Genomic DNA, 15,872 nt, shown 5'->3' on the forward strand with positions numbered 1-15,872 from the left:
AGTGGCGAATGATATGGCAACACCGGTTGTAATGCCCAGGCAGGGAAATACGGTTGAAAGTTGCATTTTAACCCAGTGGTTCGTAAAAAAAGGAGACAGGGTTAAGGAAGGCGATTTGCTTTTTGCCTATGAAACCGACAAAGCGGCTTTTGAAGAAGAGGCGAAGGTAAGCGGTACCGTTCTTGAGATTTTTTTCAACGAGGGTGATGATATACCCGTCCTTACAAATGTCTGTGTAATAGGTGAGGAAGGAGAGGATATTACGCCATTTATTCCCGGAGGTGCACCGGGAAATGAAGAGGGACGGGAAACGGGGAAGATTGAGCCTTTGGAAAAAACGGCGGATGAAGCTCAAAAGCCGGCTGAAACAATCATGGCGAAAGACGGGGAAGAACGGATATTCATATCCCCGAGGGCAAGAAATCTTGCCGAAAAAATAGGCGCCGATTTTAGATTTGCGACCCCCACAGGGCCGGAAGGAAGAATAATTGAACGGGATATAAGGAAGTTGCAGCAGGAAGGGTATCTGGTCACACCGGCTGCGAAGGAGGAATATCTGAACCTGGATCGGCCTGTAGAAGGCTCAGGTATAGGCGGACGCGTCACCACCGCCGACGTTGGCCGCACCGCAACAATTTCCGTGTCCGGTGAAAGGGCCGACGAAACGCCGAAAGCCGAAACCGTTACTTCGGAATATGAAGAAGTTAAACTCACGAACATTCGCAAGGTTATTGCAAAAACAATGCATGAGTCGTTGTCGCAGATGGCTCAGCTGACGATGAATATCTCTTTTGATGCGACCGAAATACTGAATTTAAGGCAAAAATTCAAAGCAACCGCTGAAGTGATTGGGCTTGCAAACATTACATTGAACGATATCCTGATTTATGCGGTAAGCCGCGTATTGCCGAAGCATAGAGACCTGAATGCCCATTTTATGGGCGATACGATAAGATATTTTAAAAACGTCCATATGGGCGTTGCCGTTGACACCGAACGCGGGTTAATGGTACCCACTCTTTTCAATGCCAATCTCAAGTCCCTGAATGAGATAGCAATGGAAACAAAAGAACTGGCAAACGCTTGCAGAAAGGGAACAATCAGCCCTGATCTTCTGAAGGGCGGAACATTCACAATAACCAATCTTGGGGTTTACGGGATTGAATCCTTCACACCCGTTATTAACCCGCCGCAAACGGCCATTTTGGGAGTTAATACCGTTGAACGGAAGTTCAGGGAAAAAGACGGTGTAATAGAACCGTATATGTCAATGTCCCTGTCTTTAACCTTTGATCACCGGGCTGTGGACGGGGCGCCCGCAGCAAGATTCCTGAAGGATTTGAAAGATGCCCTCGAAAACTTTACCGTTCTGCTTGCAAAATAGTTTAAGGAAGTGGTGGATGTGGTTTACGATCTGATTGTAATCGGAGGAGGACCCGGCGGCTATCTGGCGGCTGAACGTGCAGGTCAGGCAGGTTTGTCGGTGGCGCTTTTTGAAAAAAGGGCTTTGGGCGGGGTTTGCCTGAACGAAGGCTGCATTCCTTCGAAAGCTCTGCTGAATTCGGCAAAAATAGCTGACTATGCAAAACACGGAAGCAAGTACGGCATAAGCTGTGAAAATGTGTCAATTAATCACAAAGCCGTCGTAAAAAGAAAGGATAAGGTGGTCAGAACCCTTGTCGCCGGCGTGGCAATGAAAATGAAAAAGAACAAAGTAACGGTGGTCAGTGAGGAGGCTGTCATTCAGGGGCGTACTGCCGAAGGGTTTGTCGTTAAGGCAAAGGATAACGAATATATTGCCAAAAGACTTGTAATTGCAACGGGGTCCGTGCCTGCAATGCCGCCAATTCCGGGACTTCACGAGGGATATAAAAACGGATTTGTTCTTACAAACAGGGAAATTCTCGACATTACCGAAGTGCCTGAGAAACTGGTTATAATCGGAGGCGGTGTTATTGGCCTTGAAATGGCTTCATATTTCAATTCTGTGGGAAGTCATGTAACCGTAATAGAAATGCTGGATCATATTGCCGGTCCTACCGACAGGGAAATAAGCAATATTCTTCTCAACAACTACAAGAAAAAAGGTGTCGATTTCAGGCTTTCCGCAAAGGTCACCGAAATTACCGGAAACGGGGTTGTTTTTGAAACGGCTGAAGGACGTCAGTCAGTTTCTGCCAACAAAGTACTTGTGAGCATAGGCAGGAGGCCGTTCACCGAAGGGCTTGGACTTGAGAAAATCGGCGTCGAAACAGAGCGTGGAAGGATTAAAACCGATGAATGCATGCAGACGAATATTCCGGGGGTTTACGCGGTGGGAGACGTAAACGGGGTTTCAATGCTTGCCCATACCGCGTACCGGGAAGCAGAGGTCTGCATAAACAATATCCTTGGGAAACGCGACACAATGCGTTATAACGCCATTCCTTCAGTTATATATACGAATCCTGAAGTGGGATGTGTTGGAGAAACCGAGGAATTGGCAAAAGAAAAAGGGATCGACGTGGAAATTGTAAAACTGCCGCTGACCTACAGCGGAAGGTATGTGGCGGAAAACACCGAACTGGACGGAATTGTCAAGGTTATTGTGAATAAAAAATACAGAACAATTCTCGGCGTGCACATGATCGGAAGCTATGCATCCGAGATTATTTACGGTGCGGCAATGATGATAGAAAGCGAAATGCGGGTGGAGGATATCCGCCAGATAGTATTTCCGCACCCGACAGTCGGTGAAGTGATAAAGGAAATTATGTGGGAACTTTGATGAAAATGCGAACATGGGAGGAGATAGATAAATGCCTAAGTCACAGTTTATTGATCCCGCTGAAATGAGAAAACCGGGAAAAATTACCTTCAGGGATATTCCTGTAAACCAATACAACAAAACCATTGAGGAGGAAAAGGAGAATTTTACCACCGAAGATTTTCTCAGAATTTACAGGGATATGGCGATAATCCGTGAGTTTGAAACAATGATGAATGAAATAAAAACCAAGGGTGAATACAACGGGATACAGTATAATCATCCCGGACCTGCCCATCTTTCCATAGGACAGGAGGCTGCCGCCGTCGGTCAGGCTTACCTTCTGGACGTGGATGATTATATTTTCGGATCTCACAGAAGCCACGGCGAGATACTGGCTAAGGGCCTGTCTGCCATTCAAAAGCTTCCTGACGAGGAGCTTATGAAAATAATGAAAAACTTCCGCAACGGTTTAATTCTTAAGATTGTTGAGAAGCACAGCGCCGCGGAAAGTGTCAAGGAACTGGCAATAGATTTTCTTGTATACGGCGCAATGGCGGAGATATTCGCCAGGGAGACAGGTTTCCAGGCCGGTCTCGGCGGTTCGATGCATGCGTTCTTCACGCCTTTCGGAATTTATCCGAACAACGCGATTGTCGGAGGTTCCGCGGACATTGCCGTCGGGGCTGCGCTGTACAAGAAAGTTAACAGGAAAAAGGGAATTGTTATAGCAAACATCGGCGACGGAGCAATGGGTTGCGGGCCGGTGTGGGAAGCCTTATGCCTGGCGGCGATGGACCAGTATAAGAAGTTGTGGGAAGGTGAATACAAAGGAGGACTCCCGTTTATCCTGAATGTTTTCAATAACCATTACGGAATGGGAGGACAAACAAGAGGAGAGACGATGGGCTTTGACATGCTTGCCCGCATCGGCGCAGGCGTGAATCCCGAACAGATGCATGCGGAAAGGGTGGACGGCTATAATCCGCTGGCTATTATAGACGCCATCAGAAGGAAGAAAAAGATACTCCTTGAGGACAAGGACGGGCCGGTGCTTCTTGACACTGTAACATATCGTTATTCAGGTCATTCACCGTCAGACGCGTCGAGCTACAGGACAAAGGAAGAAATAGAGGCATGGATGGCTCAGGATCCCCTGATAACGTTCCGCAAACAGCTTGTTGAGGCGAATGTAGCTCCTGATGAAACTTTTGATGAAATATGGGATTACTCCAGAAAACTGATAACAAGGATACTGAAACTTGCCACAGATGATTCGGTGTCACCGAGGATGGATTTGAGAAAGGATCCCGACGCGATCGGCAGGCTGATGTTTTCCAATCAGCGGGTTGAGAAAATGGAAGACAGGAAATGTGAAGTGCTGATACCGAAGGAAGAAAACCCGCAGTGGAAAAGAGTTCAGCAGAAGGAACGTTTCGGCCTTGACAAGGACGGCAAGCCTGTATCGAAAAACAGGGTACTGCAGCTGAGGGATGCCTTGTTTGAAGCATTAATAGACAAATTTTATACCGATCCCACATTAATAGCCTACGGCGAAGAAAACAGAGATTGGGGCGGTGCATTTGCCGTATACCGCGGTCTGACCGAATCTTTGCCGTATCATCGACTGTTCAACTCCCCGATATCTGAAGGCGCAATTGTGGGTTCAGCGGTTGGATATGCGTTAAGCGGCGGCCGCGTCGTTGTGGAACTTATGTATGCCGACTTTATGGGGCGTGCGGGAGATGAAATATTCAACCAGCTTGCAAAATGGCAGGCAATGAGCGCGGGACAACTGAAAATGCCTGTTGTTCTCCGTATTTCTGTCGGGTCAAAATACGGGGCTCAGCATTCCCAGGACTGGTCATCCCTGATCTCCCATATACCGGGGCTGAAGTGTGTGTTCCCTGCAACACCGTATGATGCGAAGGGATTGCTGAACAGCGCCCTGTCGGGTACCGATCCCGTTATTTTCTTTGAAAGCCAGAGAATCTATGATGTCGGCGAATTGTTCCATAAAGAAGGAGTACCGCGGGATTATTATGAAATCCCGATAGGGGAACCGGATATAAAGAAAGAAGGCAAGGATATAACAATCCTTACTATAGGCGCCACATTGTACCGTGCAATGGAAGCCGCAAAAATACTTGAAGAAAAATACGGCCTGTCGGCTGAAATCATCGACGCACGGAGCATTGTTCCGTTTAATTACGAGAAAGTCATTGAGTCGGTTAAAAAGACAGGAAGGATATTGCTCACAAGCGACGCCTGTGAAAGAGGCTCTTTCCTTAAGGAGATGGCACAGACCATTACCGAGCTGGCATTTGACTATCTTGATGCGCCTCCTGTTGTAGTTGGTTCAAGGAACTGGATAACCCCGGCGCATGAACTGGAAGAATTCTTCTTCCCGCAGCCTGAATGGATGATAGACGCCATTCATGAAAAAATTCTTCCGCTGCCCGGACATGTTCCTTCGACTAATTTTACGAAACAGGAAATGTTAAGGCTTAAAAGGCTTGGAATTTAATAACCACGAGTTTGAAAGGGGATTTGCGTATGTGCAGAATGCTTGACGGAAAAGTGGCAATAGTTACCGGAGCTGCCCAGGGCCTTGGTGAAGCACTGGCAAGAAGGCTTGATAGGGAAGGCTGCAAGGTGGTCGTTGCGGATATAAATTATGAAAAGGCAAAGGAAGTTGCGGATTCATTGTCCGATGCGGTTGCGGTTAAGGTTGACGTTACAAATGAGGAAGAAGTGGAGGCAATGGTCCGGAAAGCCGTTGATACCTACGGTACACTGGACATACTTGTCGCAAACGCCGGAATAGTAATAGCGATGCCCATCACGGAGTTTCCGTATGATAAGTGGAAAAAGGTCATAGATGTAAACCTTAACGGATATTTCCTGTGTGCCCGTGCTGCCGCCAGAGTAATGATACCGCAAAGAAGAGGGGTAATAATTCAGATTAACAGCAAATCGGGAAAGAAAGGCTCATACAGGAACGCAGCCTATGCTTCAAGCAAATTCGGAGGAATCGGGCTCACCCAGAGTCTTGCGCTCGAACTGGCCGAATACGGCATCCGTGTAAATGCCATTTGCCCCGGAAACCTTTTGGATTCACCGCTTTGGGTAAACAGCCTGTATAAACAGTACGCGAAGAACCAGGGAATTACCGAGGAGGAAGTAAGGCAGAAATATCTGAATCAGGTGCCTTTAAAGCGGGCATGTACTTATGACGACGTGGCAAATGTCATGGTATTTCTGGCATCCGACCAGGCAAGCTATATGACAGGCCAGGCGATAAACGTAACCGGTGGTCAGGAAATGAGGTAATGGAGGATAGCCATGCAGGAATTGAATGACAAGCTGAATCATCCTGACAAGAATACAAGGCTTGAGGCCCTGAAGGAACTGTACAGGCTCTATCTTGAAGGCAAAATTACGAAAGATGCGGTGGATTTTGAATATGTGAACAATCACATTCATACCACCTATTCGTTTTCGCCCTATTCTCCCGCAAAAGCGTTATGGATGGCTTTTAAATCAGGCCTTCAGACCGCAGGTATCATGGATCATGACTCGGTCGGCGGCGTTTTTGAGTTTATAGAAGCCGGAAAAATATTGAACATGGCAACAACGGTTGGGATGGAACTGAGGATTGACATGTCCGGAACAAGTCTGAAAGACAAAAGGATTAATAATCCGGACCAGAAGGGGATTGCCTATGTGGCGATGCATGGCATTCCCCATACCCAGCTGGGCAGGGTTGAAAGCTTCATAAAGCCATACCAGGAGGCGCGTAACATCCGCAACAGGGCGATGGTGGAAAATATAAACGGTATCATGAACAAATATGGAATTTCACTGGACTTTGACAAGGATATCGTGCCCGTTTCAATGGCTCATGACGGTGGAACAATAACCGAAAGGCATCTTTTGTACGCGCTGTCCGAAAAAATTACGGCAATGACGGGTAAGGGCACGAAAACCGTGAATTTTATCAGGAATGACCTGCAGATTCCTCTGTCGCCGAAACTTGAAGCCTATCTTTCCGATGAAGGCAATCCTTTTTACGAATATGACCTGCTTGGCGTTTTGAAAAGCCATATGGTGGAAAAGTTTTACATTCCTGCGACGTCTGAATGCCCGCCGGTTGAAGCCTTTATTGAGATATGCAAAGAGACGGGGGCGATTCCTGCTTATGCATATCTCGGAGATGTGGGTGATTCGGTGACGGGTGACAAGAAATCGCAGAAGTTTGAAGATGATTACATAGATTTACTGTTTGAGGAATTAAAACGCCTTGGTTTTAAAGCGGTCACATATATGCCTTCAAGAAACACAAAAGAGCAGCTCAGAAAAGTAAAAGCATTGTGCGAAGAATACGAAATGTTCCAGATAAGCGGTGAAGACATCAATACGCCAAGGCAGAAATTTATCTGCGAAGCACTGAAAGATCCCGAATTTAAGAACCTTACCGACGCCACATGGGCGTTGATAGGGCATGAGATTGCGGCTACCGAAGACCTCCGCAGAGCAATGTTTTCAGAAGAGTCTGATAAGATATTTATGGACTTGGACGAACGGATACAGTATTATAAAAATATAGCCACTAAGACATGGAGGAGGGAACGGGTGTGATAAACATCCTTGCTTTTGACTATGGTGCCAGCAGCGGAAGAGCCATTCTGGGCAGCTTTGACGGAGAAAAGCTCACCCTTAAGGAAATACACCGCTTTTCAAATGATCCCGTTATGGTGGGTGACAGTTTATATTGGGATATATTAAGACTTTATCATGAATTAAAACAGGGAATACTGGCAGGATACAAGGAAACGGGCGGAAATATTGACAGTATAGGAATAGATACGTGGGGCGTGGATTTCGGTCTTCTGGACAAAAACGACGTTTTGCTGGGTAATCCTTTTCATTACCGGGATTCCCGTACCGACGGGATGATAGACGAAGCTTTGAAGGTTGTCAGCCGTGAAAGAATATATAATGATACAGGCATCGCTTTTCAGAAATTTAACACGTTATACCAGCTTCTCGCAATGGTGAAAAACAGGTCCACACTTCTTGAAAATGCCGAAACTTTACTTTTTATACCCGATCTTCTGGCATTTTTCCTTACCGGGAACAAGACATGCGAATATACCATTGCCTCGACTTCCCAGATGCTTCAGGCAGGCAGGGCCACTTGGGCTTATGATTTGCTTAATGATCTTGGAATTCCCGTGGAAATTTTGCCGGATATAACAGATCCGTGCACCTGTGTGGGAACTCTCAGACAGTCTGTACGGGAAGAGCTGGGAGTGAAGGATATACCCGTAATAGCCGTCGCAAGCCATGACACTGCTTCTGCCGTTATTTCGGCTCCGCTGGAAAACGCAAATGACGCATATATCAGCAGCGGCACGTGGTCATTGCTCGGCACCGAAAGGGAAAAGCCCGTTATAAATGAAAAGACATTGAATCTGAATTATACCAATGAAGGCGGTATTAACAGAACTGTTCGCCTTCTTGTAAACATCATGGGTTTATGGGTATACCAGGAATGCAGAAGGGCATGGAGAAAACAGGGAATTGAGATAAGCTACGATGAAATGGATGCTCTCGCTGAAGGAGCAAAACCGTTCCAGGCGTTTATAGACGTGGATTATCAAACATTCTACAGTCCGGGGAATATGCCCGAAAAAGTTATTGACTACTGTAAAAAGACGGGGCAGGACGTGCCTTCGGACAAAGGCAGCATTGTGCGTATTGTCATGGAAAGTCTTGCCATGAAGTACAGAAGTGCGGTGGAAGGCCTGGAAGAGATAACGGGAAGCAAGGTTCCCGTTCTTCATATCGTAGGCGGAGGCTGCAAGAATAAAATGCTCAGTCAGTACACCGCAGATGTGTTGAACCGCCCCGTAACCGCAGGACCTGTCGAGGCAACCGCCATAGGAAATATTATGTCCCAGCTGATTGCGTTGAAAGAGGTCAAGGACTTGAATGAGGCAAGGGAAATAGTAAAACGCTCATTCCCGACCGAAGTCTACCGGCCTGAGAATGCAGATGCATGGGATGAAGCATACAGGAGATACAAAGAGATTATTAAAAAAATATAACACTAAAATGATTATTTAGCGGTTTTTGGCAAGTGTTTGATTTTACGTATTTTGCTGTGGGGGGGCAAAGGTATAAATATTAGAGAACTAATGAAACATGGGCATGGCAAAAGCCCGTGCTAAATTACCGGAGAAAATTTAAGGCATCCGAGGATTTGAAAAACCCGCCGGAATTCAAATTTCCGGCGGGTTTTTTACGGTTTTAGCTTGGATGTGTTTCAGAATCACCGGTGTTTTATCACAAATAATTTTTTCAATATACTCATTTTTGATGGCTAAGAAAGAGGATATTCAACGTGGAAATAACTCAAAAATAGCGGTTCGGTGGAAATTATTACAGAGCACAGTGATATATATAAAACAGATAAATATAACGGCCCCGTGGTGGATGGAGTTATGCCGGATATGCTGAATCCGTCTTTTTGGGTGGAATTGTATGAAGACTCTGATAAAATTATTATGACCAGCGACGAAATAAGGCAGTTCAATGAACGGAATTTCAAGGCTCTGCCGTTTCTGTTTGACTTTAAGGTATTGCCCCGAATGGTTGAGGGTGAGGAAGTGCTGAAATGGATAAACGGACTGAGCACAGTGCCTGCGTCAGCGCGGTATGATGAAAGCGGGAATAGGTATCAGCAAAAGGATTATGATAAGCTTAAAGAAAACCTTAATAAAGGGAAAATCGCAGAAAGCATGAATGTTGCATACGGCTTTACGGTAAAACGGACTCAGATGCGCACATGGCCTTCGTTTAAGAAGTCTTTTCCTGATGCTGCAAGCCGGCGGATTGATTATTTTACCGAAACTGCCGTATATGCGGCGGAGCCTGTTCAGATTTATCACATCAGCGCCGACGGACACTGGTATTTTGCCAGGGTTTATAACTACAGGGGATGGATACCTGCGGGGGACATTGCCCTGTGTCCTGCGGAAGAACTGGAAAAATACCTGAATTTCAGTGATTTTCTTGTGGTCAAAGGGCCTAAAATATATATACCGGAATCTCAGGACTTACGGATTTCGGGGCTGCAGCTTGACATGGGTGTTAAGCTTCGGGTTTTGTCCGAGAGTTCGGAGGGCTATGTTGTAAATTTCCCCGTTTGCGATGACAATAACGGTCTTCGTTTTGTTCCGATAACCATACCTTTTTCCGAAGATGTGTCGCGCGGGTTTCCTGATTATACGGTAAAGAACGTGCTGATACAGGCTTTCAGGTTCCTGGGCGAACCCTACGGATGGGGTGGAATGAATAATGCCGGGGACTGCTCTTCTTTCATAGAGGATGTATACCGTTCGTTCGGAATAATTCTTCCTCGGAATTCCAATCAGCAGGAAAAATTGGAGGGCTTTGTGTCCTTTGCCGGGAAAGGCAGAATGGAAAGGCTGAAAATACTTGATTCGTTAAAACCGGGGACACCTTTGTATATGCCCGGGCATGCAATGATGTACCTGGGCAGGTTTAACGGAAGATATTACATAATTCATAATGTTACCACGATATACATAAAAGATGCCGACGGCGCATTGACCCCCGCAGAACTGAATCAGGTTTCGGTAACGCCTCTGGATATATACAACAGCGAGGGAAATGAATACATTATGATGCTTACTAAGGCGGTACCAGTTGAATAGGCCGGATTTTCTACCACGCTTATTATATCGCTATTTTGAAAAAACCGACTGGGCTGACAGACGCTGAACGCTTTTAAACATTCGTAACAGCTCGTCGCCGTTTATGCATTTTATGACATTTGTATGACAGTAATTTTTCGTATTGGCTTTAAAATCCCCTAAAGTGATTATCATTCCGCGGTAAATTTTGTTGTCCCTCATATGTTTGGCGAGCTTTTTAGCCTGTTCTATTTCTACAAGATTGTGAAAACTGTCCTTCCTTACCATTACATAGTAGGTTTCGTCAAGAATAATCCCCGTTCCGCCTTCACCGAAATGGCTGGACATGCGGACTTTATGTCCTTGCCTTCTGAAAACCTCGGCAACTGCGTATTCAAAATCCTTAAGCTTCAAATATAAAAGATCATCCCTGCATTTGATGCCGTCCACCAGAAAACTGATTTTAACAAGATACAGAATGTGGATTATCCGGCTTATAATCTCACAAACAATTGATGATGCCAAAATCAGAAAAATATATATTATTAACATAAAATCACCAATCATAGCATTTGTAATTTTGCACAGCTTTATACAGGAAATATATTGCATATTCTGTTGGGCATGATAAATTAAAAAAATTTTAAACAAATATGAAACTTTTATTAATTTTTTTTCGTCGATATAAGTAATGGACAGAAAAAATATTATTGACTTTACCAATTTGTTCTAATACTGTTATTGTGACGGGCATATTATTAAAATAACGCAACAGGGGGCCTTGGGAGAAAGAATCATGGAAAACGTAATTGTAATCAAAGATCTTAAAAAAGTCTACCGTATGGGACAGGAGAAGGTATATGCCCTTAATGGTATAGATCTTGAAGTGAAAAAGGGTGAAATATGTTGCCTTTTCGGTACTTCAGGATCGGGAAAGACAACCCTTCTCAATATGGTGGCGGGTTTGGAAAAGCCCACTAAAGGGAGTGTCATAGTCAAGGGGATTCATGTGGAAAAGCTGAATGAGAAGCAGCTTGCGAAATTCAGGCAGCAATATATAGGTTTTATATTCCAGTCATATAACCTTCTGCCGAATATGACCGCCCTTGAAAATGTTACACTGCCGCTGATATTTAAGGGATACCCTAAAAAGCTCAGAACCAGGGAAGCATTGAAAATGCTGAAAGCTGTTGGGCTTGAACACAGGGTTAACCACAAGCCAAACCAGATGAGCGGTGGTCAGCAGCAGCGCGTAAGTATAGCCCGCGCTTTTGTGGAAAAGCCGGAGATTATACTTGCGGACGAACCTACCGGAAATCTGGATTCAAAAACCACAATTGAAATAATGAATTTGATATCCGAAATGGCTGAAAAATACGGGCAGACGATACTTATTGTCTCCCACGATACCGAAGCCGCCGCATATGCAGACAGGATTGTCCATATGAGGGATGGCATGATTGAGAAGATTGAAGTGAAGGATAAGTATTACAAAAAATTTGGTTTGAAGGAGTGTGCTTCAAATGCATAGCAGACAGTTAAAGGCTTTTTTAATGGTTTTAGTAATGATTTTTTCGTTTGTATTCAGCAGCAATACAGTTTTAGCCGAGGGGGAAAAGGTGGATATTTCCGCAACGGCGAACAACGATGAGCTCATTAGGGCGAAGGAATATTTTGACCTTTCAATAACTGTAACCAACAACAACAACGAAGGATCTATATCGAACATCGAAGTAATATTTGGGAAGACCAGTTCCTTCATTCCGTCAGGCGGCCATGTGCAAACCATTGAAGTTACGCTGGCTCCCGGCGAATCGGTTACAGAGGACTTTGAAATGTTCTATTCCGGAGAAAAAGAAACAGCTCTTATGATTACTGTAAGATATAAATACGACGGACAATATCAAAAGGTAGCCAAGACGATAAACATTGACAATGTCGCCCCAGACACTTCATCGGGTGGCGACAACACCGGCGGTGGAGACGGTGGAGGCGGCGGCCTTACAAGTGAGTTTAAACCTGTTTTGGAGATTACTTCTGCTGCCATGCCCGAAGGGAAGGCGGGCGGAACAATTACCATTCCGCTTACCATATCCAATATTGCAAAATATGAGGCAAGGGAAGTAAGAATTACTCCCACACTGCCTGAAAATGTGTTTATAATTGATCAGTTGACGGTTTACAAGGTTGTGGACAAGATACCTGCCGGAAAGTCGGCGGATGTTGAATTTAAGTTTAAAATTAACGAAAAAGCCGATGAAAATATTTATAAAATACCTTTGCAAATCAAATATAAAAACATTTACGGAAACGATTTCACCGATACGAAAGAGATATACATCAAAATTACGAACAACAATTTACCTGCCAGACTGGTGGTCAGGGACGCAAAAACAAATCCGGAAGTTATAAAGCCTGGTGAGACGTTTGCTCTGACCTTTGATCTTTGGAATATGGGGACTCTTGAAGCCAAAAACGTTACCGTGGATTTGAATCCGGGCAATGAATTCTTTGTCCTTAACAATGTCACGAAAAATTACTTTTTTGAAATTAATGGCTTGAACAACAAAGAAGTAACTTACAACCTGAAAGCAAAGGATAAGCTGGAGTCGGGTACATATGTCGTTAAAGTTCTGATGTCGCATGACGGTGAAACAAATCTGGAATATCCGCTGTACGTGAAGGTGGAAGGTGATGAAAAGGAAGAAAACGTTGATATTGTAACCGAAAACGTTCAGACTCCTAATCAGGCGGTTTTGGCCGAGCAGCCTTTTACCGTGTCTTTTGACATCAAAAATACCGGTACGACCGAAGCCGAAGAAATAAAAGTTACGGTGGAAGCGGGAGACAAAATACTTCCTCAGTCGCTGAACGTGCTTACTATAAACGGTTTGAAACCGGGCGAATCAGTTCCCGTGTCGTTCAGTTTCATTTCGACAAAGGATGTTGAAAGCAAGGTATATCCGATTAAGGCCGTAATCGAATACAAAAAAGGAGAGGAACAGGTAAAAAAGGAACAATACATGGGCGTGCTGATTGAAGCCGAGAAAGATAAGCAAACCCTTAACACCGTTCCTAAAATAATTATTTCGGAATATTCTTCTGATCCCGCCGTGGTTAAAGCGGGCGAAAACTTTACGCTGTATATGACATTTCTGAATACAAGCAAGGTGAAAGCCGTTGAAAATATGAAAATAACCTTGGTGGTTAATGAGACAAGCGAAGAAACAGGGGGAAGCGTCTTCACTCCCGTTCAGTCGAGCAATACTTTCTATATCGACAGGCTTGAACCGGGCGAAACCTCCCAGAAAACACTGGTGATGTATACCATACCCGATGCGAAGGCAAAAACATATGTAGTAACTGCTGTATTCGAGTATGAATACGAAGAAAACGGCGAGCTGAAAACAAACAAAATGGAGGACGTTTTCGGTATTCCCGTGATACAGCCTGCGAAACTGGAAGTTACCGACGTGATTGTCCCCGATCCTGCCTATATCGGCGAACCTGTGTATATTTCATCGGAATTCTACAATATGGGAAGGGTTAAACTTTCCAAACTGATGGTCAGGATTGAAAGCGAGGATTTTGATACAAGAGAATCCAACTATTTTGTCGGGAATTTCGATATCGGCGCCAGTGATTATTACGAAGCGAGCATCACTCTGACAAAACCCGGCGAGAACAGGGGAAAGGTGGTTTATACCTTTGAAGATGCCGCAGGAGAGGAGCACAGAATAGAAAAAGAGTTTACCATTAATGCGATAGAAGCCGAACCGGTGATAAATCCGTTCCCGGGGGATTTTCCCGGAGATATGGGAAAAGACCCGAACATGTCCGGAGGGAAAAATTCGTTCCCGTTTGTCTGGGTTGCTGTCGGCGGCGGTGTGCTGGTGATAGGCGTCATAGTTCTTGTGATTGTTCTGAGAAAGCGCAAAAAGAGAAAAGAGTTGATGCTGGATGAAGATATTTGATGTGATCAGACTGGCTTTTAAAAATTTGTTCCGCAGCAAGGTCAGGACAATCCTGACAGTTCTGGGTATTATAATAGGCACTACTGCCATTATAATAATGCTTTCCCTCGGTATTGCGATAAACAAAACGGTGGATGAACAGATGAAAATGCTGGGGGACGCCACAGTAATTACCGTTTACCCCAATTGGGACATCAGCTATAGTAGCAGAAGAAGCAGGAAAAATGAATGGGTGGAGCCTACCATTTCAAAGGATGAACTGGACAAAATTGCCCAAATACCCAATGTGGTGGCGGTGAGCCCAATTTATGAAACCACCGTTAAAATGGAAGTGGGCAAATATCTGGGGTATGTAAATCTTGTCGGTATAAACCCGGAAGCCATGGAAGCCTTCAACTACAAAGTCAGTGAAGGAAGGTTACTGAGCGCGGGCGATACGAATCAGGTGGTTTTCGGTTTCGATATAAAGAGCCAGCTTTGGGATCCCAAAAGCAGGAGCAGGAGACGCGGGTGGTATTATGATGTCAGCAATGAAGAAAAGGATATCAACTTTTTTGAGGACAAAATCAGAATGACTTTTGATCTTTCTTATGGCGAAACAATACCCGGAGGCTCGACGAGAAAGCCGAAACTTTATAAACTCGAGGGCGTCGGAATTCTCGCCGAGGGAGACTGGGAAACGGCTTACAGGGTATTTATGAATATTGACGAGCTGCTAAAACTGCAGCAGGATTACAATAAAAGCAATAATACCGACAATATAGGCAATGGCGGTAGCAGCCGCAGCAAAAAGAAAGAACAGGAAATCGGTTTTCAGCAGGCGCGCGTTAAAGTGGATGATATAAAAAAAGTTATGGATGTTCAGGAACAAATTCAGGCAATGGGGCTTAACGCGTACAGCATGGTGGAATACCTGGAACAGACTAAGAAAACCCAGGCGGTTATGCAGGGGATTCTCGGCGGTATTGGAGCAATATCACTGCTTGTGGCAGCGATAGGCATTGCCAATACAATGGTTATGGCAATATACGAGAGAAGAAAAGAAATAGGAATTATGAAAGTGATAGGAGCACAAATTAAGGATATCAGACGCTTATTCTTATATGAATCGTCGATGATAGGCTTTATAGGCGGTGCCTGCGGTGTTGGGGTCAGCTATGGGGTTTCGTACTTCCTTAACACCGTCGGTGCACGGTTTTTAACGGTAAACGTTGGCGACATGGGAGGTTCCAAACTCTCGATAATCCCTGCGTGGCTTGCCGTGTCGGGCATGGTATTCAGTGCGTTTATAGGACTCGTATCGGGCTTCCTTCCTGCAAGAAAGGCAACAAAGCTGAGCGCTTTGGCAGCAATTCATACCGAATGATTTTACGCGGTGTATATAAAGACGGGGTTTATGCCGAAAGGAATAAACCCCGTCTTTCTTTT

11 protein-coding genes are annotated in these 15,872 nt (G+C 44.9%); 10 read left to right on the plus strand and 1 reads right to left on the minus strand.

The window, feature by feature from the left end; all coding sequences use genetic code 11:
* Window position 1 precedes the first annotated feature (1 nt).
* The 7 genes from CST_RS04050 (at window position 2) to CST_RS04080 (ending at window position 10,491) form a co-directional block, all read left to right on the plus strand.
* On the plus strand, window positions 2-1,384 hold the full coding sequence (locus CST_RS04050) for a dihydrolipoamide acetyltransferase family protein (RefSeq protein ID WP_242823592.1): 1,383 nt from the start codon (window positions 2-4) through the stop codon (window positions 1,382-1,384).
* Between the two features lie 18 nt (window positions 1,385-1,402).
* Entirely contained in the window at window positions 1,403-2,767 is a 1,365-nt protein-coding gene (gene lpdA, locus CST_RS04055) for a dihydrolipoyl dehydrogenase (RefSeq protein WP_015484927.1), read from the plus strand.
* A 31-nt stretch (window positions 2,768-2,798) separates the two neighbouring features.
* Window positions 2,799-5,273 (plus strand): alpha-ketoacid dehydrogenase subunit alpha/beta, encoded by a 2,475-nt coding sequence (locus CST_RS04060; protein ID WP_015358555.1) that lies wholly within the window; start codon window positions 2,799-2,801, stop codon window positions 5,271-5,273.
* Between the two features lie 29 nt (window positions 5,274-5,302).
* Complete coding sequence (srlD, locus tag CST_RS04065; RefSeq protein WP_015358556.1) at window positions 5,303-6,079, plus strand: sorbitol-6-phosphate dehydrogenase; 777 nt, start codon at window positions 5,303-5,305, stop codon at window positions 6,077-6,079.
* A 12-nt stretch (window positions 6,080-6,091) separates the two neighbouring features.
* Complete coding sequence (locus CST_RS04070) at window positions 6,092-7,387, plus strand: PHP domain-containing protein (RefSeq protein WP_015358557.1); 1,296 nt, start codon at window positions 6,092-6,094, stop codon at window positions 7,385-7,387.
* Window positions 7,384-8,859, plus strand: a complete 1,476-nt coding sequence (locus CST_RS04075; protein WP_015484928.1) for a rhamnulokinase — start codon at window positions 7,384-7,386, stop codon at window positions 8,857-8,859. The genes CST_RS04070 and CST_RS04075 overlap by 4 nt, the downstream gene beginning before the upstream one ends.
* A gap of 396 nt (window positions 8,860-9,255) precedes the next feature.
* Entirely contained in the window at window positions 9,256-10,491 is a 1,236-nt protein-coding gene (locus CST_RS04080; RefSeq protein WP_015484929.1) for a C40 family peptidase, read from the plus strand.
* Between the two features lie 30 nt (window positions 10,492-10,521).
* Here CST_RS04080 and CST_RS04085 read toward each other — a convergent pair whose 3' ends face one another.
* Entirely contained in the window at window positions 10,522-10,995 is a 474-nt protein-coding gene (locus tag CST_RS04085) for a restriction endonuclease (protein ID WP_169315998.1), read from the minus strand.
* Window positions 10,996-11,266: 271 nt separating this feature from the next.
* Here CST_RS04085 and CST_RS04090 point away from each other — a divergent pair, with 271 nt between their 5' ends.
* The 3 genes from CST_RS04090 to CST_RS04100 are packed head-to-tail and all read left to right on the plus strand — an operon-like array spanning window position 11,267 to window position 15,810.
* Window positions 11,267-12,001: an ABC transporter ATP-binding protein gene (locus CST_RS04090; protein ID WP_015358561.1), complete on the plus strand. Its 735-nt coding sequence runs from the start codon at window positions 11,267-11,269 to the stop codon at window positions 11,999-12,001.
* The gene (locus CST_RS04095) at window positions 11,994-14,444 is read left to right on the plus strand and encodes a COG1361 S-layer family protein (protein ID WP_015358562.1); all 2,451 of its coding nucleotides are present in this window, start codon (window positions 11,994-11,996) and stop codon (window positions 14,442-14,444) included. Before CST_RS04090 ends, CST_RS04095 begins: the two co-directional genes overlap by 8 nt.
* Complete coding sequence (locus CST_RS04100; protein WP_015358563.1) at window positions 14,431-15,810, plus strand: ABC transporter permease; 1,380 nt, start codon at window positions 14,431-14,433, stop codon at window positions 15,808-15,810. The genes CST_RS04095 and CST_RS04100 overlap by 14 nt, the downstream gene beginning before the upstream one ends.
* The last annotated feature ends 62 nt before the right edge of the window (window positions 15,811-15,872 follow it).

Origin of the sequence: Thermoclostridium stercorarium subsp. stercorarium DSM 8532 (assembly GCF_000331995.1) — a bacterium.
In the GTDB taxonomy this organism is placed as follows: domain Bacteria; phylum Bacillota; class Clostridia; order DSM-8532; family DSM-8532; genus Thermoclostridium; species Thermoclostridium stercorarium.